This window comes from Pseudomonas extremorientalis (genome assembly GCF_024584605.1).
Classification (GTDB): Bacteria; Pseudomonadota; Gammaproteobacteria; order Pseudomonadales; family Pseudomonadaceae; genus Aquipseudomonas; species Aquipseudomonas extremorientalis.
Genome location: NZ_CP089519.1, coordinates 3604946 through 3626853 on the forward strand (window position 1 = coordinate 3604946; position 21908 = coordinate 3626853).

The window sequence follows — 21908 nt, forward strand, 5'->3', positions numbered from 1 at the left end:
GTCGCACACCTGGTAGAGATCAATGAAAGCCCAAGCCCGTCATATCCTGGTGAAAACCAGCGAAGAAGCCGAACAGCTCAAACAGCGCATCGCCAAGGGCGAGGCGTTTGATGTACTGGCCAAGAAGTACTCCACTTGCCCCTCGGGCAAACGTGGCGGCGACCTGGGCGAAGTGCGGCCCGGGCAAATGGTGGGGGCGATTGATGCGGTGATCTTCAAGAAACCGGTGAAGGTGGTTCACGGGCCGATCAAGAGCAAGTTCGGGTATCACCTGGTGCAGGTGTTTTACCGGGATTGATGGGTTGGCTGCAGACCGCTATCGGGGGCAAGCCCCCTCCCACATTTGAATAGGTTCACAAATCAAACTGTGGGAGGGGGCTTGCCCCCGATCCGCCGCAGGCGGCCATTCACCCCCGGGGAATCAGCGCCCCCGGCACCTGGATAACCCGACTGGCCAACCGATGCCCGGCCAATGCAGCCTGCTTCGGCGAGCTTCCCTTGAGCCGCCCGGCCAGGTACGCCGCACTGAACGAATCCCCCGCCGCTGTCGTGTCCACCACCTTTTCCACCTTGATCGCCGGCACGCAAAAGCGCTCGCCGTTGCAGCGTATCAGGCACGCATCCGCGCCACGCTTGAGCACCACCTCTTCAATCTCCGGATACGCCGCGAACACCTGCTCGCTGTCGGCATAGCCAAACAGCGCACGCTCGTCGTCCTCTGTGAGCAAGGCAATATCCACTTCGGCCAGGACACGCCCATACGCAGCACGCGCCGCCTCGACACTCGCCCACAATCGCGGCCGGTAGTTGTTGTCGAACACCACCTTGCCTGCGCGTCGGCGGGTTTCGATCAGGGTTTGCAGCAAGCGCTCGCGACCGACTTCACCCAGCACTGCCAGGGTGATACCGCTGAAATACACCACGTCATAGTCCGGCAACGCGGCCAGGATCGGCTCCGCCGCCGGCGTGGTGAAACAGTCGCGCACGGCGGCTTCGTTGCGCCAATACAGGAATTTGCGCTCGCCGTTGGCGTCGGTCTGGATGCAATACAAGCCTGGCAAACGTCCAGCCAGGCGCTGGACCCTCCCCAGGCCGAGGCCTTCCTCCGTCCATTGCCGGCACATGGCATCGCTGAAACTGTCATCGCCCAGGGCGGTGACGTAGTCGACACTGCCGGTATCGCCCAGCTCGCGGCGCAGGTACACCGCCGTGTTCAGGGTATCGCCGCCGAAGCTCTGGTGCAGGCTGCCGTCGGCACGGTGTTGCAGTTCGATCATGCATTCGCCGATCAGGGCGATGCGGGGTTGGGTGCTCATAGCGATTGTCTCGGGAGTGACTGATGGCCTCATCGGGGGCAAGCCCCCTCCCACATTGGAATGGGTTCACACATCAAACTGTGGGAGGGGGCTTGCCCTCGATAGAAACGACCCGGTCTAGAAGCAGGTAGGCAGGGACTCGATCACCTGCAATTGCTCATCCACCAGGCAGCCCACCTGCCACTTGTCAAAGGTCAGGCACGGGTGCGAAGTGCCAAAGGAAATGATGTCACCAATACGCAGCTCAACCCCCGGCGCCACCGTCATGAACGCATGCTGGTCCATCACCGCGGTGACCTTGCACGCACTCACATCATCGCCTTCGGCTGGCAGGATACCGGCCTTGTAACGCTTGAGCGGCACCGGCAGGCCGGCATCATAGGCCACGTCGCGCTTGCCCAGGGCGATCACGGCAAAGCCCGGCTCGGGCAACGACTGCACATGAGCCCAGACTTCCAGGGCCGGGTGCAGGCCTTCATCGAGATCGCTGCGGCGGTCGAGCACGCAGCATTGCGCTTCTTTGTAGATGCCATGGTCATGGGCCACGTAGCTGCCGGGACGCAGCACACTGAGGAAGCGGCCGGCGGCGTTCTGTTCTTCGAACGACTCGGCGATCAGGTCGTACCAGGCCGAGCCCGACGCGGTGATGATGGGCTTGGGCAGGTCGAAAGAGCCGTTGTTCTGCAAATCCACCGCCAGGCGCACCAGGCTCGCGGCGAAATCGCGGATACCACTGATGGCGTGCTCGCCGTGGATCACGCCCTCATAGCCTTCGATACCGGTAAGGACCAGGGCCGGCTGGGCCTTGATCGCCTTGGCCAGTTCGCGTACTTCCTGCTCGCTGCGGCAACCGCAACGGCCGCCGACCACGCCGTACTCGATCATCACGTTCAGGCGCAGGCCACGGGCGGCGAAGAACAGCCCCAGGTCGGCGACGTTGTCCGGGTGATCGACCATGCAGTGGAAGTCGAAGTCCTTGTCGGCCAGCAGGTCAGCGATCAATGCCATGTTCGGCGCGCCCACCAGTTGGTTGGCCATCAGCACGCGGCGCACGCCACCGGCATACGCGGCGCGGGTCTGCACGGCGTTGGCCAGGGTGATGCCCCAGGCGCCTGCCTCGATCTGACGCTGGAACAGCGCCGGCATCATGCTGGTCTTGCCGTGGGGCGCGAGCTGCGCGCCGCTCTTGCTGACAAAGTCCTGCATCCAGCGGATGTTGTGTTCCAGCGCATCGCGGTGCAGCACCAGGGCCGGCAGGCTGACGTCGCGGACCAGATGGGCACCGACGGCGGCGGCGCCTTTTTCAACGGCATTGATGGCAGACATGAAATGCTCCTATTCGTTGATGCGACGGGCCAGGTTGTTGGCACTTTCGATCAACACCCGGCGATAGTCGTTGTAATTTTTGATCGCATCGGCGCGCGGAGCGACGATGCACAGGGTCGCAATGCTGATGCCTTGCGCGTCCCGCACCGGGGCGGCAAAGCAATGGGTAAAGGTGTCGGCCACACTGTCGAAGGAAAAGAAACCATCGAGGGTGGCCTGACGGATTTGTGCCAGGAAGGTATCCAGCGGCAAGCGCTGGCCATCCGGCAGGATAAAATCATCGTGATCGATCAGGTCGACGATCTGCTGGTCGCTCAAGTGCCCCAGCAACAGGCGCCCGGAAGCGGTCCAGGGGATCGGCGCGTTTTCGCCGATGTCCGAAGAAATACGAAAATGCCGCTCGCCCTCGCGCATCAGCGCCACCGTGTACTTGCGCCCGTTCAGCAGGCACATCTGCGCGGTTTCGTGGGTCTGGCTGACAATCTCCTGCAAGGCGTGGTCGGCCTCGCGGGTCAGGTCGAAATGCCGCAGGTGTGCCTGGCCCAGGAAATACAGCTGGCGGCCGAGGTAGACGTGACCGTCCTTGCCCACCGTTTCCAGGATGCGTCGCTCCAGCAGTGACGCGACCAATTCGTAGACGGTGGATTTGGGGCTGCCGATGCCGCTGGCAATATCATTCGGGCGCAGGGGCTGGCCGATTTCCTTGAGAAAATCGAGGATATCGAATGCCCGGTCCAGGCCTTTGGCGCGGCGTTTGATGGTGTCTTCGGTCATGGCAGCCTTCGATTCCTGTAAAAATGCTGTGATCTGCGCAGATCCTTGTGGGAGGGGGCTTGCCCCCGATAGCGGCGAGCCAGTGACCTGTGCTTGTGCTGACACACCTTCATCGGGGGCAAGCCCCCTCCCACATTGGATTTTCCGTGGTTTCAAGAATGGGGCATTTAGCCCTTTTTCTTGTAGGCCACGCAATCGATCTCCACCTTGCAGTCGACCATCATGTTCGCCTGCACACAGGCCCGCGCCGGGGCATGTTCCGGGGTGAAGTATTCGCCGAAGACTTTATTGAAACTCCAGAAGTCCCGCGGGTCCTCCAGCCATACCCCCACGCGGACCACATCTTTCAATTCGTAGCCAGCCTCTTCGAGGATCGCCACCACGTTGCGCATGGTCTGCCGGGTTTGCTCAATGATGCCGCCAGTGATGATTTCGCCATCCACCGCAGGCACCTGGCCCGAGACGTACAACCAACCGTCCGCTTCCACGGCGCGGGCGAAAGGACGGGGTTGGCCGCCGCCGGCAGTACTGCCGGCACCATAACGAGTAATGCTCATAACAACAGGCTCCTGATTAAAAACGAATGTTCTTGAGAAATTCCGCCAGGCGCGGCGATTGCGGGCGTTCGAAGATGTCCTTCGAGGAGCCCTGCTCTTCAATGCGGCCCTGGTTCATAAACACGATCTTGTCCGAGACTTCATAGGCAAAGCGCATTTCGTGGGTGACCAGCAGCATGGTCATACCCTCTTCCGCCAGGCCCTTGATCACGCTGAGGACTTCGCCCACCAGTTCCGGGTCGAGGGCCGAGGTGACTTCGTCGAACAGCATCAGGCTGGGGTTCATGGCAATCGCGCGGGCAATCGCCACACGTTGTTGCTGGCCGCCGGACAACTGGCCGGGAAAGTGGTTACGACGCTCCAGAAGTCCTACACGATCCAACCATTTTTCCGCGAGCGCCACCGCCTCGTCCTTAGGCATTTTCTTAACTTTCAATAAGCCCAGGGTGACGTTTTGCAACGCCGTCAAATGCGGGAACAGGTTGAACTGCTGGAATGCCATGCCGGTCATGGCCCGATGCTGGGCAATCACACGCTCGGGGTGACGCACGCGCTTGCCGGCAACCTCGCTGTAGCCGATGGACTCGCCATCCAGGGTGATCTGCCCGCCCTGGAACTCTTCCAGCAGGTTGACGCAACGCAACAGGGTGGTCTTGCCCGAGCCGCTGGAGCCGATCAGGGTCACCACGTTGCCGCGCTGCATCGACAGGTCGACGCCCTTGAGCACTTCCACCTGGCCGTATTGCTTGCGCAGGCCGCTAATGTTCAGCAGTGGTGGGTTGGTTTGAGGTTGGTTCATGGCAAGGCCACCCGCTTTTCAATGTAGCGCCCGAATAACTCGATGGCGTAGTTGATGACAAAGAACATAAAGCCTGCGAACAGGTAAAACTCCAGGGTCATGAAGGTGCGTGCGATCACTTGCTGAGTGCTCAACAACAACTCGGCCACGCCGATCACCGAGAGCAGGGTCGAGGCCTTGACGATTTCCGTGGAGGAGTTGACCCAGGTCGGCAGGATCTGGCGCAGCGCCTGGGGCAGCAACACATAACCCAGGGACTGATAGAACGTCAGGCCAATCGCCTTGCCCGCCTCCAGTTGCCCACGAGGAATAGCTTGCAGCGCACCGCGCACGATTTCCGAGACGTGGGAACCGCAGAACAGCGTCAACCCGACCGCACCGGCCTGGAACGCGGTGATCTGCCAACCGAGCGCCGGCAGCATGTAAAAGCACGCCAATACCAGCACAAACACCGGCGTGCCCCGGATCAGGTCGACGTACAGCCGGAACGGCGCACGCATCCAGAATTTGCCGTAGGTCAGGATCAACCCGGCGACGATGCCAATCAGGGTGCCAAAGATAATCGCCAATGCGGACACATAAACACTGGCCTGGAAGCCCGCCCAGAGGGTATCCCGGGCGATCCACAACTCATGCAGCCAGCTGGGGGATTCGTACATGGAAACCTCTCTTAACGACGGATCGCCAGACGCTGTTCCAGGTAACGGAGCAGCATGGCAATGAGGTAACAGGCGGCCACGTAGAGCGCGGTCGTGACCAGCCAGGTTTCAATCACCCGGTAGCTCTCGACGTTGATCTTGCGGGCGTAATAGGTCAGCTCCGGCACCGCGATGGCGGCGGCGAGCGAGGTGTCCTTGAACAGCGAAATGAAGTTGTTCGACAGCGCGGGCAACACATTGCGCAGCATCACCGGCACGGTGATGTAGGCACGGATACGCCACTCGCCCAGACCGATGGCCAGCCCGGCTTCACGCAAGCCCTTGGGAATATTCAGCAGCCCGGCGCGGAATACTTCGGTCAGATAAGCCCCGGCGTACAACGACAAGGTGATGATGAACGACGGGATCTTGTCCAGGCGGATGCCCAGGCTGGGCAAGGCGAAGTAGATCAGCAGGATCAGCACGAGGATCGGCGTATTGCGGATCACCGTCACATACACCGAGGCCAGCACGCGCAGTGCCTTGTGTTTCGACAGCATGGCAAATGCCATCATCAGGCCGATCACGCAGCCGATCGCGATCGACAGCAGCGCCAGCTCGAGGCCCAGGCCGAGCCCCGCCAGCAAGCTGGGGAAGTCGCGCCACACGGCGGCAAAGTTCAACTGATAGTTCATGGTCAGCAGTACCTGATTGGGGCGCCGTCAGCGACGCCCCAGGTTTTCGATTTACTTGAACTCAACCGGGAAGCCGATCGCAGGTTCCGGCAGGTCCACGCCGAACCATTGCTTGAACGAGGCCTTGTAGGTGGGGAACTCCACGCCGGTCATGGCTTCATGCAGCGCGGTGTTGACGAAGTTCAGCCAGTCCTGATCGCCACGCTTGACGGCGCACGCATAGGTTTGCGGGCTCCAGGCGTAGGCCGGGCTGCGGTAACGACCTGGGTTCTGCACCATCAGGTACTTGACCGAGGACTGGTCGGTGGCGGCGGCATCGGCGCGACCGGAGTTCACCGCCTGGTACATCAGGTCGACGCTGTCGTACTGGTCGACCTTGGCTTTGGGCAGCGCCTGGTGCACCAGTTCTTCGGCGTAGACGTTTTGCAGCACCGCTACGGTGACGCTGTCGCCGGCGGCCTGCAGGTCTTCGATCTCTTTGTACTTGCTGTTGTTGGGCAGCAGCAGGCCCACGCCTTCGCGGTAGTACGGCAGGGTGAAGGCCACCTGCTGGGCGCGGCTGGCGGTGACGGTGATGAACTGGCAACTCATGTCGACCTTGTCGGTCAGCAGGTTGGGAATCCGCGCATCAGAGGATTGCACCACGAACTCGACCTTGCTCGGGTCGTTGAACAAGCCTTTGGCCACGATGCGGCCGATGTCGATATCAAAACCCTGCAACTTGCCATCCGCTCCCTGGAAGTGCCACGGCGCATTGGTACTGCCTGTACCCACGATCAGATGCCCACGCTTGAGCACATCATCGAGCTTGCTGTCCGCCGCCTGCACTACGCTTACGAGGGAAGCCGATGCGGCGAAGAGAAAAACACACGCTTTGAATACGGAAGGTCGGTGATGCATGACAAGCACTCCAGGAGTTGTGTATTCCGCTATACCGGAACTTAGTATGTAACAACGGAATAGACAGCAGAAAGTGTGCCACACGCGGTAACAGAAAAACATGTGGGAAATAAAATCTTTAAAAATCAGTTGGATAAATATGAATAGGCGATGAGGCCTTGCGCCACTGCCTACAATCGCTTTGCTACCCAAGACCCCATAGGGCGTGACAGACCCAATCGCACGCCCTGCAACGGTGTTACTGCGCACTATCGCAGTGCGTAAGGGCCGTGGAAAAAACGCGATGCTGGGCTAGCATCAATCTAAATTTTACGCAGCACCTGTAGGAGCCTGCCTTGATCAAATTCGGCGTTACCCTGTTAGTGTTCTCCCTTCTCGTGGCCGGCAACGCCTCGGCCAGCAACGACCGTCGCGAATGCAAGGCAGAGCTGCGCAAGCTGAACGAAGCCTTGAGCACCAATTACACCAGCCAGAACCACCACGGCTACCGCCAGGCAAAGGCCTCTAGGGATAACCTGGAATACAAGAAATGCGCGAGCCAGGCGCGCAAGGCGCGGGAACGCGTGGAGCGTGACGCTCACCTGTGAAGGTTGACAGTAGACGACAGTGATTCCTCGACTTAGCGTGGGCAGACACTCGCACTGTCCAGGAGGATCACTATCATGGGAATTGCCACCGCAACCATTACCAACGCCGAGGAATATGAAAAGGTACTGAGTACCTCCCACCCCGTGTTTCTGTTGTTTGTTTCAGCTCACTGCCCGGCGTGCGCGGACGCCGGCCCATTGTTCGAACTGATTGCTGCCAAGTATCCCGATATCGTGAGCCTGGTACTGGACTGCGCAAACACCCCGAAACATCCCCATGTCACGGGCACGCCTACCTTGTTGGTTTACTTCATGGGCGAACTGATGGAAATTCTCAAGGGTTTCGGCCCCATTGAAGATCAGGAAAAAACTGTGGAAGAGCTTTTCAACCGCTACACCCAGTGCCCCCTCTTGCACAGTGCGACCTAGCGTCCAGGCTGCTCAAAGCAGGCTCAGCCACCACATCAGCAATGTTCAAGACCATTGAAATCGAAGTCCTGAAACAACGCCCCTCGCCCGCCCTGCAACTTGAGTTCGCCCAGCATGATTTCGAGCGACTCAAGTCATTCTGCCTGCTGATCTACATCGCGATCATCCCATTGGTTACTCATCCGCTGATCAAAGGCTTGTCGATGGATCTGCAGCCCAGCGGGGTGATCCTGACAGGGCTTGCGTTTCACACGCGCGCATAAACCGATCACGCCCCGTGCGTGACAGACAGCGCATCGAAATGCTTTACCGGGCGGCCACTTACTGGATAATAGCCAAATGCCTTCATTGAGTTAATGTTCGGCACCACCTCTACCGCCTCGATGGATTTCTTCTGCGTATGGACACTCCTCTGCTTCCGCAAAAACGCCTCAATGCTGCAATCACCAAAGTCATGGCCGGTATCAGCGCAACGCTGGGCGCCATGTGGGCGCTGATCACCTATGTGTTTCCCGATCCCAGCGTGTTCGGCTTTGGCTTTCTCAACTGGAAAAACTTGATTCTGGTGATCAGCGTGTTCTTGTTCCTCGCGGCACTGTCTATTGGCTGGCAGGCGCGTCGGCTGCCGGATGCGATAAAAGGCACGCTTTCGGTGATCCTGGCCGTATTACTCGCCGGTGGTTTTTTCATTTTGGGCAGCGAGTACGCCAGACCCACTTTCGAATTTGCCCAATCGCAAAAGCTGATGACTGAAAATGACGGCGCCAACCTGTTTGGCAAGCGTATCGAGTTGGTCGACGGTGTACGCATCGAACTGCTGGAATGTGAGCAGATTGGCCAGGCACCGAGCTGCCTGCTGGAACTGACCAACACCCATGTCGACCGCGTAATGCGCGACCTTAAGCAAAGTACCCTGTTTGAAAAAACCGGCGGCTCCCTGGATGTCGAGCAACTGCAGGTCGGCCAGTCGAAGTCTGACCAATGGAACGCCTTTGCGCTGATACGTAATGTGCCGACCCGCGTGACGATGGTGTTCCAGCCCGTGCGCGGGAAACTCGAGAGCATCCCGGCACTCAAGATCAGATTTCGCAGCCTCAAGGGTGAGGATAACGTGGTGAAATTCAGTGGCGTGGCGATTAACTGAGGGGATGGATATGAGCACCGCAACTGCAACAGAGAGCGCCGACCAACCCTGGGAAGATACGTTGATTTTGGCGTTTCGCGATATTCAGTGGATCCTTCACCGCAAAAAACAGCAGGCACTGATTTCAGACGCGCTTGAACGGCTCATCCTGAACAATCACTTGCTGCTGTGCGATCCCTCAGACCAGAAACAGCAAAACACCTGTAATGAGGCCAAGGAAAAGCTCAACCTGGCAGTGGAAAAAATGGCCGCAACACCGCCACTCCTCGCGAAATTGGACGGCAAGGCCGAAAGTGCAGCGGGCGATGTGCTAACCGCCCATGAAGACAGATTCTTCCTGATTGAATTCAAATCAGACATCAGTACCAGAAGCTCCGAATACACCAAATTCCTGGGGATTCTGATGCGGCTGATCGATCCCGAAGACAACCACGTATTGATCAGCCGGTCAAAAAAGGGGCATTTTTTTGTCACGCAGAGGCCAGACGCATCCGCACCCTCTACCCCAAACCTGCGCAAGCTCACAATGGAGGCCTACACTTACTACGACGCAATCACCCAGCCCCACTTAAAACCGACTGCGGCGATCCCCGTGCACACGCTCCTGGCAGAAAAACGCCACGGCCTGTCGCTGGCCCACATGGCGGACTACCTTCAACTGCTCTGTAACACACATGTCGATGACGCAGCAGGCCGCGCTCACCCGATGAAAGTGGCGGTGGCAAGTGCATCCGGGGTGTTCTGGCCGATAGCCGACCTCTCGGAGCTGACTGCATTGGCCGGTCTGTTCAACGCGACCGCAGGGCCGTCGCGCCCAACACACTCGGCCTTTGGCACTGCAAACGCCGAACACTTGAAAGGCATCGTCGGCGCCTTCCGGAAAAAGACACTCGAAGAGCAAAAAGCCGCGCTCAGGCGTGACGACAGAACACCCGGCGGCGCCCCTCCAGGCATCAATCGAAGTTGAGCGGCAACGCTCAAGCCCCCATCAGGAACCCACACACCGAAGCAGGCTGACCTGCGTCACGCGGCGGTCCTCCACCGCCGCCACCGTCAGGCGCCAGCCCTCATGTTCCAGGCTATCGCCCACCACTGGCAGGCGGTCGAGCAGGCTCATGACCAGACCGGCCAGGGTCTGGTAGTCCTCGGTCGCCGTCGCCTTGAAACCGGTACGCTGGCGGACCAGGTTGAGGTTCAAGGCACCATTGGCGCGAAAGCCATCGCCTTCCTCGACGATATCCGGCCCCTCGATTTCGCTGGCATCCGGCAACTCACCGGCAATGGACTCGAGAATGTCGGTCATGCTCAACACGCCCATAAAGTCACCGAATTCGTTGATCACGAACGCAATGTGCGTGGATTCCTGACGCATCTGCTCCAGCGCATTGAGGACCGAAAAGCTGTCGAGCAAGTTGATCGCCCGACGCGCCAGGTGCTCCAGGTTCGGCTCGTTGCCGGCCAGATACTCCTTGAGCAATTCCTTCTTGTGCACGAAGCCCAGCGGCTCATCGACGGCGCCATTGCGGATCAACGGCAGTCGCGAATAGGACGAGTGCATCAGTTTCAGACGGATACTGTTGGGATCGTCCGCCAGATCGATGCAATCGACCTTGGCCCGCGGCGTCATCAGCGTGCGGATCGGTCGCTCGGCCAGTTGCAGCACGCCGCTGATCATCACGCGCTCACGTCGATCAAACAGCGGGCCTTGGGTGGCATCCGGCTCGCCGAGCAGGTCGGCCACCTCTTCACCCACCTCCTCCACCGCCAGGCTGCGACCGCCGAGCAAACGCATCACCGCATGAGCGGTACGCTCGCGCACTGGCAACACGCCTTGCGCCGACTTCTTGCGGCGTGAACGGGCGATCTGGTTGAACACTTCGATCAGGATCGAGAAGCCGATGGCGGCGTACAGGTAACCCTTGGGAATATGAAACCCCAGGCCTTCGGCGGTCAGGGCGAAACCGATCATCATCAGGAAGCCCAGGCACAGCATGATCACCGTCGGGTGCGCGTTGACGAAGCGTGTCAGCGGCTTGCTCGCCACGATCATCAGGCCGATGGACACGATCACCGCGATCATCATCACCGCCAGTTCGTCCACCATGCCCACGGCGGTAATCACCGCATCCAGGGAGAACACCGCGTCGAGCACCACGATCTGTGCCACGATCGGCCAGAACATCGCGTAGGCCACATTGCCGGTGCGCTGGGCCACATGCCCCTCGAGGCGTTCATGCAATTCCATGGTGGCCTTGAAGAGCAGGAACACACCACCAAACAGCATGATCAAGTCGCGGCCGGAGAAGCTCTTGTCGAACACCTCGAACAACGGCTGGGTGAGGGTCACCAACCAGGAAATACTCGCCAACAGGCCCAGGCGCATCAGCAACGCCAGGGACAGGCCGATCAAGCGCGCACGGTCACGCTGCTCCGGCGGCAGCTTGTCCGCCAGGATCGCGATAAACACCAGGTTGTCGATGCCCAGTACCAGTTCCAGCACAATCAAGGTCAACAGGCCGAGCCAGGCCGTTGGATCCGCTAACCATTCCATTTATTGAGTCTCTTCAGTCATCGATTTTCAGAATGCCGGGCACGGCAGAGTGCGGTCAGTGGACCGGTAAAAGGTTAGCAGTCGGAATACGGGGTGCTTCAGCGGGAACAACGACAGAGGATGTCTTGGGGAAAGACGACTGGGAGGCTCCGAGAGGGTGTTCATGCAAATCCTGCAATGACAAAAGGACTTGAATCGTACAGTCGAAAGGGAAAATCCCCACAACCCAAAACTATTACAAGATCTGTAAAACCTTAGAAACCAGTTCGATCATTTGATCATTGCGTGAAATTATTATCAGCATAAATGCCTACTTGTCTTTGGTGCGAAGCCCTAAAAAACAATAAATCAGCCTATTTCTGAGTTTTATACGAAAGCATTTGACTGATCAGATTTTCATTTGATAAACATATGATCAGCACAAGGCAATGAATGAACGACTGACTACAACAATAAATGGGGTGCTCATCATGAAACTTGCTACGACCTTCGCCGCCGCTGCGGCCCTTTCCCTCCTCGCCAGCAGCATCGCCCTGGCCGCCGACGGCAAGACCTACAAGGTCGGCGCCGCGGTCTACGGTCTCAAGGGCCAATTCATGCAGAACTGGGTACGCGAACTCAAGGAGCACCCCGCCGTGAAAGACGGCACCGTGCAATTGACCGTATTCGACGGCAACTACGACGCGCTGACTCAGAACAACCAGATCGAAAACATGGTGACCCAGCACTACGACGCCATCCTCTTCGTGCCCATCGACACCAAGGCTGGCGTCGGCACCGTGAAGCAGGCCATGAGTAACGACGTGGTGGTCATCGCCTCCAATACGAAAGTTGCCGATGCCGCCGTCCCCTACGTGGGTAACGACGATGTAGAGGGCGGCCGCCTGCAGGCCCAGGCCATGGTCGACAAACTCAACGGCAAGGGCAATGTGGTGATCATCCAGGGCCCCATTGGTCAGTCGGCACAGATCGACCGGGAAAAAGGCGAGCTGGAAGTGCTGGGCAAGCACCCGGACATCAAGATCATCGAGAAAAAGACCGCCAACTGGGACCGCGCCCAGGCCATGGCGCTGACGGAGGACTGGCTGAACGCCCACCCCAAAGGCATCAACGGCGTCATCGCGCAGAACGACGACATGGCCCTCGGCGCGGTACAGGCCCTGAAATCCCACGGCCTGACGTCCAAGGATGTACCGGTTACCTCCATCGACGGCATGCCGGATGCCATCCAGGCCGCGAAAAAAGACGAAGTCACCACCTTCCTGCAGGATGCCCAGGCCCAGTCCCAGGGTGCGCTGGACGTGGCCCTGCGCGCCCTGGCCGGCAGCGACTACAAGCCCCGGTCGGTGATCTGGGAACGCTATGCCAAGGACGTGCAATGGGCTGACGGCACCGCGAAGAACTACATCCTGCCCTGGGTGCCAGTAACCAACGCCAACGCCGATGCGCTGTACAAGCAAGTCAGCGGCGCCAAGTAAGCCGTAGCCGGTTGATCGCTCCCCGCATGGGAGCGATCCGTTCATCTTTGTTGTGAGGCCTGCCATGTCCACCGTCACCGAACGCCCGCAAGAACACCTGCACCCCGTCATCCCGAAAACCATGCAGGCCGTGGTCTGCCATGGCCCGGAAGACTACCGGCTGGAAACCGTCGACGTGCCCACCCCCGGCCCCGAGGAAATCCTCACCAAGGTCGAGTTGTGCGGGATCTGCATGGGCGACATCAAGACCTATCGCGGCGCGCCGTCGTTCTGGGGCGACGCCGAGCAACCACGCTATGTGAAACCGCCGATGATCCCCGGCCATGAATTCGTGTGCCGCGTGGTCGCCCTGGGCCCCGGCGCGGACAAGCGCGGCGTGAAGATCGGCGACCGGGTCATTTCCGAGCAGATCGTGCCGTGCTGGGGCTGCCGCTTCTGCAACCACGGCCAGTACTGGATGTGCCAGAAACACGACCTGTATGGCTTCCAGAACAACGTGCAGGGCGCCATGGCCCAGTACATGATCTTCACCAAGGAAGGCATCATCCATAAGGTCCCGGATTCCATCGCCCCGGATGAAGCGATCCTGATCGAACCCCTGGCCTGCTCGCTGCACGCTGCCGAGCGCGCCAATGTGGATTTCGACGATGTCGTGGTGGTCGCCGGCGCCGGCACCCTGGGCCTGGGCATCATTGGTGCGGTGCGCATGCGCCATCCGAAGAAACTCATCGTGCTGGACATGAAACCGGAACGCGCCGCCCTCGCCCTGCGCATGGGCGCCGACGAAGTGTGGAACCCGGCCGACGTCGATGTACTGGCGAAGATCCGCGACATCACCGATGGCTACGGCTGCGACATCTACATCGAAGCCACCGGTCATCACAAGGCCGTGAACCAGGGCCTGGCGATGCTGCGCAAGCTGGGGCGGTTCGTCGAGTTCAGCGTGTTCAATGACGAGGCCACGGTGGACTGGTCGATCATCGGCGACCGCAAGGAACTGGATGTGCTCGGCTCGCACCTGGGGCCTTACATGTACCCGCGCGCCATCGACTTTATCGGCAACCGCAAGATCGACATGCGCGACGTGGTCACCCACAAGTTCGCCCTGGCGGACTTCAAGGAAGCGTTCGCAGTGATGGAGCGCGGCGACAAGTCCCTCAAGGTAGTGCTTGAGCCTTGACCAACTGCATGTACCGCACCACTGCCGGCGCTCTCTCGAAGCGCCGGTGGATCAACGACAACCAGGACGCCGCCTCGCTGCCCTGAATCGGGCGATACACCACTCCCGGCAAGCTCACGTGCCCCACCACCGACGCCGGCACCACCGCCACGCCCTGCCCCAATGACACCAACGCGACGACCGCCACCAACCCACCCGGCTGCGGCCCCAGGCGCGGCGCAAAACCACCTTGGGCCGCGACGTGCAGCGTGCCGCTGATCTGCTCCGGCAGGATGAAGGTCTCGTTTTGCAGATGCTCGCAGTGGATGACTTTCAAACCCAACAGCCATGAGTCCTGCGGCAACGCCAGCACGAAACCTTCACTGTCCAGGCGCACTGCTTCCACACCGTCCGGCAAGGTCATCGGCGAACGGACATAGCCGATATCGCAGCGCCCGTCCGCAACGGCACCCGGCAGTATTGCCATGGCACATTCACGCACGTTCACGCTGACATCGGGAAACGCCTGGCAGAACCCCTGCATCTGCCGCTGCAACACCCCGGAATACACGGCGGAAGCCACGTAGCCCAACTCCAGATGGCCGATCTCGCCACGCCCGGCACGCTGGGCATTGCGCTGGGCAAACTCGAACTGACGCACCGTCGCCTCCGCTTCGATCAGCAGCGCGGCACCGGCCTCGGTCAGGCTGACTTCGCGCTGCTGACGGATAAACAGACGTGTGCCCAGGCTGGTTTCCATGTCCTGGATCTGCCGACTCAAGGTCGGGGGTGCGATCCCCAGCTGCTCGGCGGCGCGGGTGAAATTGCGCTGACGGGCAACGGCCAGGAAATAGCGAAAATGACGGATGTCCATGTCTGGATTAGCTCAAAGGTAATGAAATGAGTCGGCTTGGCTAATAAAGCCACTGGGCAGCGCGGATATGCTGAGACAAACCACAACACTAGAGAGCCCTTGCGATGTCCGTCAACTGCATTCCCCCTATTGCCTTTGAGGTAATTCAACCATGAGCCGGGTCAGCCCACGCCTGACCTTGCTGACTGCGTCCGGCGTTTGCTCGCTGATCGTGCTCGACACCAATATCGTCGCCGTGACCCTGCCGAGTATCGCCCGCGACCTGGGGGCGAACTTCGCCGATATCGAATGGGTGGTCAGCGCCTACATGCTGGCGTTCGCCGCGCTATTGCTTCCGGCCGGGAGCATTGCCGACCGGTTCGGGCGCAAGAAAACCCTGGTCTGGGGCCTGAGTATTTTCATCCTGGCGTCATTGGGTTGCGGGGCAGCACCCACCGCGCTGCTCCTCGATAGCGCCCGCGCGGTCAAAGGCGTGGGCGCGGCGCTGTTGCTCACATCCGCCCTCGCCTCCATCGGCCATACCTTCCACGACGAGGTGCAGCGCGCCAAGGCCTGGGCCTTCTGGGGCGCGTGCATGGGCGTGGCGATGACTGCCGCACCGACCTTGGGCGGCCTGATCACCCAGTACCTGGGCTGGCGCTGGATCTTCTACCTCAACCTGCCGGTGGGGCTGATGTTGATGAGTCTGGTCCTGCGCGTCATCCCGGAATCCCGCGACACCCAATCCGCTCGGCTCGATCCGTGGGGCAGCCTGGCGTTCAGCGCCAGCCTGCTGTGCCTGATCTGGGGCCTGATCGAAGCCAATCGCATCGGCTGGGACAACCCGTTGACCTACGCCCGCCTGATCGGTGGTGCAGTCTTGCTGGGCGTGTTTGTACTCGTCGAACGGGTGCAACGGCGGCCCATGGTCGACCTGCAACTGTTCCGCCACCCACGCTTTATCGGTGCGCTGTTGGGGATGTTCGCCTATGCCGGTTGTGCCCAGGTGATGATGACGCTGCTACCGTTCTACCTGCAGAACGGCCTGGGATTTTCTGCGATCGCTTCGGGCCTGGGCATGCTGCCGTTTGCGCTGACCATGCTGATCTGTCCGCGCATCGGCGCACGCCTGGCCGCACGCTTTGCCCCGGCGACGATGATGGCAGCCGGGTTGACCCTGGTGGGCAGCGGCAACCTCTTGAGTGCCTGGGCAGTGAACGTCGGCGACTACCTGCCCTTCGCCCTGGCGATTGCCGTTACAGGCGCCGGTGCCGGCTTGCTCAATGGCGATACGCAAAAAAACATCATGGCCTGCGTACCACGGGACCGCGCGGGAATGGCGTCGGGCATGAGCACGACCATGCGCTTCAGCGCGATCATGCTGGCGATTGGGGTGTATGGGGCGTTGTTGAGCGGTCATAGCGAACGGCTGTTGAGTGCAAGCATTGGCGCGCAATGGCAGGCACAGGTAAACGCGATTGCGTCACGCGTGGTGGCCGGGGATATGCCGGCGGCGATGGGCTTGTTGCCGGAATCGGCACGGGCGGTGGTACAGCCGCTGGCACGGCAGGCCTTTGTGGGTGGCTTCAGCGGGGTGTTGTGGGTGGCGGGGTTGTTGGGGTTGCTCGGAGCGTGGGTGGTGGGGATGTTGATGAGGAAACCTATCCCAGCGGTGCAACAGGCTTCAATAAAACCTGCGCACCGCTGATCAGCCTTACCAGAACCGCTGCTGGGTCAACCGGTTCCACCAGGTCAACAGCACCCGGTCCACCGAACCGCTGGCCGCCAGGCCCACACGCTCCTGCAGGCTCTTGCGCTCGGCATAGTGCAGGTGGAACACCTCGGCGCTCTTGGCCTTGGTGGCCAGGTATTCGTCACTGGTTTGCAGTTCATCGACCAGTTGCTTGTCGAGGGCTGCAACACCCAGCCACACTTCTCCGGTGGCGACTTCATCGATTGCCAACTGCGGGCGATAACGCGAGACGAAGTTCTTGAACAACTGGTGAGTGATGTCCAGGTCTTCCTGGAACTTCTCGCGGCCCTTCTCAGTGTTTTCGCCAAACACGGTGAGCGTGCGCTTGTACTCGCCGGCGGTGAGTACTTCGAAGTCGATATCGTGCTTTTTCAGCAGGCGGTTGACGTTCGGCAACTGCGCCACCACGCCAATGGAGCCGAGGATGGCAAACGGCGCGCTGATGATCTTCTCGCCGATGCACGCCATCATGTAGCCGCCGCTGGCCGCGACCTTGTCGATGCACACGGTCAACGGCACGCCCGCCTGGCGGATACGCGCCAGTTGCGACGAGGCCAGGCCGTAGCTGTGGACCATGCCGCCGCCGCTTTCCAGGCGCAGCACCACTTCGTCTTTCGGGGTGGCCAGGCTCAACAAGGCGGTGATTTCGTGGCGCAGGCTTTCGGTGGCCGAGGCCTTGATGTCACCGTCGAAGTCCAGCACGAACACCCGTGGCTTGGCCTCGGCCTTCTGCTTGCCCTTCTTCTTTTCGGCCTTGCCTTCGGACTTGCGCAAGGCCTTGAGCTGGTCCTTGTCGAGCAGGCTCGACTCCAGGCGCTCGCGCAGGCCTTTATAGAAATCATTGAGCTTGCTGACCTGCAACTGGCCGGCGGATTTGCGGCGCCCTTTACTGCGCAGCGCCGCGAAGCTGATCAATACCACCAGAATAGCGACCACCAGGGTGACGGTCTTCGCCAGAAAGCTCGCATATTCGGCCAAAAAATCCATGTTGCTCCTTACAAGTGCAGTGCGCCGGGCGCGGATTGCCCCAGCATACCGGCGGCACCGCGTTCGGGCCAGTGATCAAACCGCCAGCAACTACAGGCTCCAACGAGCTTTTAAAACAAGCGTATGTTTTTTCATTGACAGCTCGCAGGCATCCTCATAACCTCGCCAGACTTTCAACGTACCGGGAAAACGGACGTGGGCAGCATCTATCTGATTCGACATGGCCAGGCCTCCTTCGGTGCAGACGACTATGACGTCCTGTCGCCCGTCGGCGTGGAGCAGGCGCAAGTGCTCGGTCGCCACCTGGCGGACATGGGCCTGGTGTTCGACCGCTGCGTGGCCGGCGACCTGCGCCGCCAGCAGCACACCGCCAGCGCCGCCTTCGATCAGTACCACACCCTCGGTCTGCCGGTGCCGGCGCTGGAAACCGACAGCGCGTTCAACGAATTCGATGCCGACGCAATCATCCGCGCCCTGCTTCCCGACCTGCTCACCACCGAACCCGAAGCCCTGGAGATCCTGCGCAATGCCGCGCAGAACCGCAGCGAATTCCAGCGCATCTTCGCGCTGATCATCGAGCGCTGGCTGGCCGGCACCTATGATCCACCGGGACTGGAAAGCTGGCTGGGCTTCGTGGAACGCGTTCAAGGTGGCCTGCAACGCATCCTTGAGGCGGCGGACAACACGCAGAAGATCGCGGTGTTCACCTCCGGCGGCACCATCACCGCCCTGCTCCACCTGATCACCCGAATGCCTGCCGCGCAAGCCTTCGAACTGAACTGGCAAATTGTTAACACCTCGCTCAACCAGCTGAAATTCCGTGGTCGCGAGGTGGCACTGGCTTCCTTCAACAGCCATACCCACTTGCAACTGTTGAAGGCGCCGCAGCTCATCACCTTCCGATGAACCGCGACCAACCGTGACCCCAAGGTCACTGGACTCTACCCTAAAGGATCGAAACCATGACTGACGTAGCCAAAGCTGTAGAAGCAATGAAAGCCAAATTCAACCCAGCCGCCGCTGACGGCCTGGACCTGGTGTTCGGTTTCCGCATCGACGACACCCAGAACTTCTCGCTGGTCGTGAAAAACAACACCTGCGAACTGCTGGAAGGCGAAAACCCGGACGCCCAGGTCACCCTGGTGATGGACGCAGAAACCATGAAAGGCATCGTCAGCGGCGAGACCGACGGCATGCAAGCCTTCATGGGCGGCAAGCTGCGCACCGAAGGCGACATGATGCTGGCCATGAAGCTGAGCGAGCTGTTCCCGTCCTGATTCACGGGTAGCCGTGAATCCTGATCCCGCCTTTGCAGGCGGGATTTTTATTTGGGTTGCAGCAACAGCGCCACCAACGCACTCCACCCGGTTTGATGCGAAGCCCCCAGCCCACGCCCGGTCTCGCCATGAAAGTACTCATGGAACAGCACCAGATCGCGACTTGCCGGATCCGCCTCCAACGACGCATATCCCACCATCGACGGCCGCGAGCCGTTTTCATCTCTCAGGAACAACCGCGTCAGCCGCTGGCTCAGACTGTCGGCCACGTCCTCCAGGGACGCCAGATAACCACTGCCCGTCGGATACTCCACCGAGAAGTTGTCCGCGTAATAACGGTGAAATTCGCGCAGCGACTCGATCAGCATGTAGTTCACCGGCATCCACAACGGCCCGCGCCAGTTGGAGTTGCCGCCGTACAGCCGCGAGTCGGATTCACCCGGCTGGTAGCTCGCACTGAGGGTGTTGCCATTCATCTTCAACGCCAGCGGTTGCTCGGCGAACGCCTTGGACAAGGAGCGCACGCCGAACGTCGACAAGAACTCCTGTTCATCGAGCATGCGCCGCAGCAGGTCTTTGGTCCGCTCGCCGCGCAGCAGCGCGAGCAACAGGCGATTACCCTGCCCCGGTTCGTTCCAGCGTGAAACCAGCCTGGCCAGGTCCGGCCGATGTTTCATGAACCCCAGCAGCCGCTCGCGCAAGCCCTCCAGGCCTTCATGTTCGCGCTGCTCCAGCACCAGTACGGCAAACAGCGGCATCAGGCCAACCATCGAACGCAGGCGCACCGGTTCGTTCTGGCCATCGGGGCGGTGCAGCACGTCGTAGAAGAACAGGTCCTGCTCATCCCACAGGCCTTCGGCGCTGTCGTCGACACGGTTGATGGCGCCGGCGATATACAGGAAGTGCTCGAAAAATTTCACCGCGATGTCGACATACACCGCATTGCGCTTGGCCAGCTCCAGGCCGATGCGCATCAGGTCCAGTGCATAGGCCGCGACCCACGCCGTACCGTCGGCCTGATCCAGTTGATACCCCGGCGGCAGTGCGGCGGAGCGGTCGAACAAGGCGATATTGTCCAGCCCCAGGAAACCGCCCTGGAACAGGTTGCGGCCTTCGGCGTCCTTGCGGTTGACCCACCAGGAAAAATTCAGCAGCAGCTTGTGGAAGATCCGCTCAAGGAAATCCATATCGCCTACGCCGTTGAGCGCCTTGTCCTGCTGGTAGACCCTCCAGCTGGCCCAGGCATGCACCGGCGGGTTGGCGTCGTCGAACCGCCATTCGTAGGCCGGCAACTGGCCGTTGGGGTGCATGAAGCGGTCCTTCACCAGCAGCAACAACTGCTGCTTGGCGTACGCCGGATCGATCAGCGCCATGGCCACTGCCTGAAAGCCCTGGTCCCACGAGGCATACCACGGGTATTCCCAGGTGTCGGGCATGGAGAGGATGTCGAAGTTGGACAGGTGGCGCCAATGGGTATTGCGGATATGCAGGCGCTCGGGCGGCGGCGCGGGTTGTGCGGGGTCGCCGTCGAGCCATTGGTTGACGTCGAAATAGTACAGCTGCTTGGACCACAGCAACCCGGCCAGTGCCTGACGCTGCACATTGCGCGCATCGTCGTCGGCCATGCCACGTTGCAGGGCGGCGTAGAAGTCATCCGCTTCCTGGCGGCGTTGTTCGAACAGCTTGCGCGCGTTGACCTGTGGCGCGTCGACAGGGGCAAAGCGCAGGTAGAGCGTTTTACTTTCCATCCCGGCCAGTTCGACAACGAAACGCGCCGCGACTTTGGTACCGCTGTCACGCCGAATTGCCGAGTGAACACCCTCGATCACGTAATCGTTGATCCCATCCTTGAACGGCCCCGGCGCCGGCTGCCCATCCAGCCTGGGGTAGTTGGTTTCGTTCTCGCAGAACAGCCACTCCAGCCCGTCCTGGCCCCAGGCGCCGAGATGACGGTCCGGCAGTTCCGGATGGCGTGCCAGCACCTGCTCCCCGTCCAACATCAACTGCGGCTTGGGCACGTCGAAGGTCCAGCTCCAGTCATTGCGCGCCCACAGTTGCGGCAGCACCTGCAGCCGCGTCGGCTGGTCCGAGCGATTGTGCACGGTGACGCGCATGAAGATATCGTCGGGCAGGTGCTTGGCGTACTCGACGCTGACATCGCAGTAGCAGTTGTCTTCGAACACGCCGGTGTCGAGGATCTCGTACTCGGCATCAGCCAGCCCACGGCGGGCGTTTTCGCTGATCAGGTCGGCGTAGGGAAAGGCGGCATGGGGGTATTTGTAGAGCATGCGCATGTAGGCATGGCTCGGTACGCCGTCGACGAAAAAGTACAGTTCCTTGACGTCTTCACCGTGGTTGCCCTCGGCGTTGTCGAGACCGAACAGGCGTTCCTTGAGGATCGCGTCACGCTCGTTCCACAGGGCCAGGCCCAGGCACCAGCGTTGCGCCTTGTCACTGAAACCGGCCAGGCCATCCTCGCCCCAGCGGTAGGCGCGGCTGCGTGCATGTTCATGGGGGAAGTAGGCCCAGGCGTCGCCGTCGGCGCTGTAGTCTTCGCGCACCGTGCCCCATTGGCGCTCGCTCAGATAGGGGCCCCACTCGCGCCAGCGCTCGGCATCCTGCTGCGCCAGACGCTGACCTTCGGTTGTCTCAAGCATTCGAGTGTCGGGTGTGGCCGTCATCGGG

General features: G+C 60.5%; 22 protein-coding genes and 1 pseudogene. 11 read left to right on the forward strand and 12 right to left on the reverse strand.

The genetic code is table 11. The annotated features are described in order from the left end of the window. Positions 1 to 22: 22 nt before the first annotated feature. Positions 23 to 298 (forward strand): peptidylprolyl isomerase, encoded by a 276-nt coding sequence (locus LUU92_RS15915; RefSeq protein WP_003174397.1) that lies wholly within the window; start codon positions 23 to 25, stop codon positions 296 to 298. 109 nt (positions 299 to 407) lie between these two features. Here the strand turns inward: LUU92_RS15915 and LUU92_RS15920 are convergent, their stop codons facing one another. The 8 genes from LUU92_RS15920 to LUU92_RS15955 all read right to left on the reverse strand — a co-directional run bounded on the left by LUU92_RS15920 (position 408) and on the right by LUU92_RS15955 (position 7005). Next, the gene (locus LUU92_RS15920) at positions 408 to 1316 is read right to left on the reverse strand and encodes a sugar kinase (protein WP_071488003.1); all 909 of its coding nucleotides are present in this window, start codon (positions 1314 to 1316) and stop codon (positions 408 to 410) included. 117 nt (positions 1317 to 1433) lie between these two features. Then, a complete protein-coding gene (locus LUU92_RS15925) occupies positions 1434 to 2642 on the reverse strand; it encodes an amino acid deaminase (RefSeq protein ID WP_257102278.1) in 1209 nt (402 codons plus the stop codon). A gap of 9 nt (positions 2643 to 2651) precedes the next feature. Then, positions 2652 to 3416, reverse strand: coding sequence for an IclR family transcriptional regulator (locus LUU92_RS15930; RefSeq protein WP_058424172.1), 765 nt, complete (start codon positions 3414 to 3416; stop codon positions 2652 to 2654). A gap of 167 nt (positions 3417 to 3583) precedes the next feature. Then, the gene (locus LUU92_RS15935) at positions 3584 to 3973 is read right to left on the reverse strand and encodes a RidA family protein (protein ID WP_010210958.1); all 390 of its coding nucleotides are present in this window, start codon (positions 3971 to 3973) and stop codon (positions 3584 to 3586) included. Between the two features lie 16 nt (positions 3974 to 3989). Beyond that, on the reverse strand, positions 3990 to 4772 hold the full coding sequence (locus LUU92_RS15940) for an amino acid ABC transporter ATP-binding protein (protein ID WP_222541638.1): 783 nt from the start codon (positions 4770 to 4772) through the stop codon (positions 3990 to 3992). Continuing rightward, a complete protein-coding gene (locus tag LUU92_RS15945) occupies positions 4769 to 5431 on the reverse strand; it encodes an amino acid ABC transporter permease (RefSeq protein WP_016976586.1) in 663 nt (220 codons plus the stop codon). Before LUU92_RS15945 ends, LUU92_RS15940 begins: the two co-directional genes overlap by 4 nt. Before the next feature lie 11 nt (positions 5432 to 5442). Further along, positions 5443 to 6105: an amino acid ABC transporter permease gene (locus LUU92_RS15950; RefSeq protein ID WP_025857547.1), complete on the reverse strand. Its 663-nt coding sequence runs from the start codon at positions 6103 to 6105 to the stop codon at positions 5443 to 5445. A gap of 51 nt (positions 6106 to 6156) precedes the next feature. Continuing rightward, positions 6157 to 7005 carry a transporter substrate-binding protein gene (locus LUU92_RS15955; RefSeq protein WP_071488006.1) on the reverse strand — a complete coding sequence of 283 codons (849 nt, stop codon included), beginning with the start codon at positions 7003 to 7005 and terminating at the stop codon, positions 6157 to 6159. Positions 7006 to 7343: 338 nt separating this feature from the next. On the opposite strand from LUU92_RS15955, the gene LUU92_RS15960 reads away from it, so the two are divergent. The 5 genes and pseudogenes from LUU92_RS15960 (at position 7344) to LUU92_RS15980 (ending at position 10132) form a co-directional block, all read left to right on the forward strand. Next, positions 7344 to 7592, forward strand: a complete 249-nt coding sequence (locus LUU92_RS15960) for a hypothetical protein (RefSeq protein WP_071488034.1) — start codon at positions 7344 to 7346, stop codon at positions 7590 to 7592. 75 nt (positions 7593 to 7667) lie between these two features. Next, positions 7668 to 8021 (forward strand): thioredoxin family protein, encoded by a 354-nt coding sequence (locus LUU92_RS15965; RefSeq protein WP_071488007.1) that lies wholly within the window; start codon positions 7668 to 7670, stop codon positions 8019 to 8021. A 41-nt stretch (positions 8022 to 8062) separates the two neighbouring features. Continuing rightward, positions 8063 to 8188, forward strand: a pseudogene (locus LUU92_RS15970) (GGDEF domain-containing protein); the annotation flags it as partial. A 233-nt stretch (positions 8189 to 8421) separates the two neighbouring features. Then, on the forward strand, positions 8422 to 9165 hold the full coding sequence (locus LUU92_RS15975; protein ID WP_071488009.1) for a hypothetical protein: 744 nt from the start codon (positions 8422 to 8424) through the stop codon (positions 9163 to 9165). A 10-nt stretch (positions 9166 to 9175) separates the two neighbouring features. Further along, positions 9176 to 10132, forward strand: coding sequence for a hypothetical protein (locus tag LUU92_RS15980; protein ID WP_257102279.1), 957 nt, complete (start codon positions 9176 to 9178; stop codon positions 10130 to 10132). Between the two features lie 21 nt (positions 10133 to 10153). Here the strand turns inward: LUU92_RS15980 and LUU92_RS15985 are convergent, their stop codons facing one another. Beyond that, positions 10154 to 11716: a TerC family protein gene (locus LUU92_RS15985; RefSeq protein ID WP_257102280.1), complete on the reverse strand. Its 1563-nt coding sequence runs from the start codon at positions 11714 to 11716 to the stop codon at positions 10154 to 10156. Between the two features lie 470 nt (positions 11717 to 12186). On the opposite strand from LUU92_RS15985, the gene LUU92_RS15990 reads away from it, so the two are divergent. Then, positions 12187 to 13194, forward strand: coding sequence for a substrate-binding domain-containing protein (locus LUU92_RS15990; protein ID WP_092244364.1), 1008 nt, complete (start codon positions 12187 to 12189; stop codon positions 13192 to 13194). A 64-nt stretch (positions 13195 to 13258) separates the two neighbouring features. Then, positions 13259 to 14374 (forward strand): MDR/zinc-dependent alcohol dehydrogenase-like family protein, encoded by a 1116-nt coding sequence (locus LUU92_RS15995; protein WP_222541633.1) that lies wholly within the window; start codon positions 13259 to 13261, stop codon positions 14372 to 14374. Here LUU92_RS15995 and LUU92_RS16000 read toward each other — a convergent pair. Then, positions 14352 to 15227, reverse strand: a complete 876-nt coding sequence (locus tag LUU92_RS16000) for a LysR family transcriptional regulator (RefSeq protein WP_257102281.1) — start codon at positions 15225 to 15227, stop codon at positions 14352 to 14354. The two genes, LUU92_RS15995 and LUU92_RS16000, sit on opposite strands and share 23 nt — an antisense overlap. 151 nt (positions 15228 to 15378) lie before the next feature. Between LUU92_RS16000 and LUU92_RS16005 the strand changes: the two genes are divergently transcribed. Continuing rightward, positions 15379 to 16914, forward strand: a complete 1536-nt coding sequence (locus tag LUU92_RS16005; protein ID WP_257102282.1) for an MFS transporter — start codon at positions 15379 to 15381, stop codon at positions 16912 to 16914. Between the two features lie 6 nt (positions 16915 to 16920). Here the strand turns inward: LUU92_RS16005 and sohB are convergent, their stop codons facing one another. Further along, positions 16921 to 17946, reverse strand: coding sequence for a protease SohB (gene sohB / locus LUU92_RS16010; RefSeq protein WP_071488016.1), 1026 nt, complete (start codon positions 17944 to 17946; stop codon positions 16921 to 16923). A gap of 195 nt (positions 17947 to 18141) precedes the next feature. Between sohB and LUU92_RS16015 the strand changes: the two genes are divergently transcribed. Further along, the gene (locus LUU92_RS16015) at positions 18142 to 18852 is read left to right on the forward strand and encodes a histidine phosphatase family protein (protein ID WP_222541630.1); all 711 of its coding nucleotides are present in this window, start codon (positions 18142 to 18144) and stop codon (positions 18850 to 18852) included. A gap of 56 nt (positions 18853 to 18908) precedes the next feature. Further along, positions 18909 to 19223, forward strand: a complete 315-nt coding sequence (locus LUU92_RS16020; protein WP_071493079.1) for an SCP2 sterol-binding domain-containing protein — start codon at positions 18909 to 18911, stop codon at positions 19221 to 19223. Between the two features lie 47 nt (positions 19224 to 19270). Here LUU92_RS16020 and LUU92_RS16025 read toward each other — a convergent pair whose 3' ends face one another. After that, positions 19271 to 21904, reverse strand: a complete 2634-nt coding sequence (locus LUU92_RS16025; protein WP_257102283.1) for an MGH1-like glycoside hydrolase domain-containing protein — start codon at positions 21902 to 21904, stop codon at positions 19271 to 19273. Positions 21905 to 21908 lie beyond the last annotated feature (4 nt).

Excerpts from the sequence above, each read along its gene's own strand:
- LUU92_RS15920 (WP_071488003.1), bottom strand. The coding sequence starts at position 1,316 with ATGAGCACCCAACCCCGCATCGCCCTGATCGGCGAATGCATGATCGAA.
- LUU92_RS15985 (WP_257102280.1), bottom strand. The coding sequence starts at position 11,716 with ATGGAATGGTTAGCGGATCCAACGGCCTGGCTCGGCCTGTTGACCTTG.
- LUU92_RS15945 (WP_016976586.1), bottom strand. The coding sequence starts at position 5,431 with ATGTACGAATCCCCCAGCTGGCTGCATGAGTTGTGGATCGCCCGGGAT.
- LUU92_RS16020 (WP_071493079.1), top strand. The coding sequence starts at position 18,909 with ATGACTGACGTAGCCAAAGCTGTAGAAGCAATGAAAGCCAAATTCAAC.
- LUU92_RS16025 (WP_257102283.1), bottom strand. The coding sequence starts at position 21,904 with ATGACGGCCACACCCGACACTCGAATGCTTGAGACAACCGAAGGTCAG.
- LUU92_RS15915 (WP_003174397.1), top strand. The coding sequence starts at position 23 with ATGAAAGCCCAAGCCCGTCATATCCTGGTGAAAACCAGCGAAGAAGCC.
- LUU92_RS15930 (WP_058424172.1), bottom strand. The coding sequence starts at position 3,416 with ATGACCGAAGACACCATCAAACGCCGCGCCAAAGGCCTGGACCGGGCA.
- LUU92_RS16005 (WP_257102282.1), top strand. The coding sequence starts at position 15,379 with ATGAGCCGGGTCAGCCCACGCCTGACCTTGCTGACTGCGTCCGGCGTT.
- LUU92_RS15940 (WP_222541638.1), bottom strand. The coding sequence starts at position 4,772 with ATGAACCAACCTCAAACCAACCCACCACTGCTGAACATTAGCGGCCTG.
- LUU92_RS15925 (WP_257102278.1), bottom strand. The coding sequence starts at position 2,642 with ATGTCTGCCATCAATGCCGTTGAAAAAGGCGCCGCCGCCGTCGGTGCC.
- sohB (WP_071488016.1), bottom strand. The coding sequence starts at position 17,946 with ATGGATTTTTTGGCCGAATATGCGAGCTTTCTGGCGAAGACCGTCACC.
- LUU92_RS15965 (WP_071488007.1), top strand. The coding sequence starts at position 7,668 with ATGGGAATTGCCACCGCAACCATTACCAACGCCGAGGAATATGAAAAG.
- LUU92_RS16000 (WP_257102281.1), bottom strand. The coding sequence starts at position 15,227 with ATGGACATCCGTCATTTTCGCTATTTCCTGGCCGTTGCCCGTCAGCGC.
- LUU92_RS15995 (WP_222541633.1), top strand. The coding sequence starts at position 13,259 with ATGTCCACCGTCACCGAACGCCCGCAAGAACACCTGCACCCCGTCATC.
- LUU92_RS15980 (WP_257102279.1), top strand. The coding sequence starts at position 9,176 with ATGAGCACCGCAACTGCAACAGAGAGCGCCGACCAACCCTGGGAAGAT.
- LUU92_RS15990 (WP_092244364.1), top strand. The coding sequence starts at position 12,187 with ATGAAACTTGCTACGACCTTCGCCGCCGCTGCGGCCCTTTCCCTCCTC.
- LUU92_RS15935 (WP_010210958.1), bottom strand. The coding sequence starts at position 3,973 with ATGAGCATTACTCGTTATGGTGCCGGCAGTACTGCCGGCGGCGGCCAA.
- LUU92_RS15950 (WP_025857547.1), bottom strand. The coding sequence starts at position 6,105 with ATGAACTATCAGTTGAACTTTGCCGCCGTGTGGCGCGACTTCCCCAGC.
- LUU92_RS15975 (WP_071488009.1), top strand. The coding sequence starts at position 8,422 with ATGGACACTCCTCTGCTTCCGCAAAAACGCCTCAATGCTGCAATCACC.
- LUU92_RS15955 (WP_071488006.1), bottom strand. The coding sequence starts at position 7,005 with ATGCATCACCGACCTTCCGTATTCAAAGCGTGTGTTTTTCTCTTCGCC.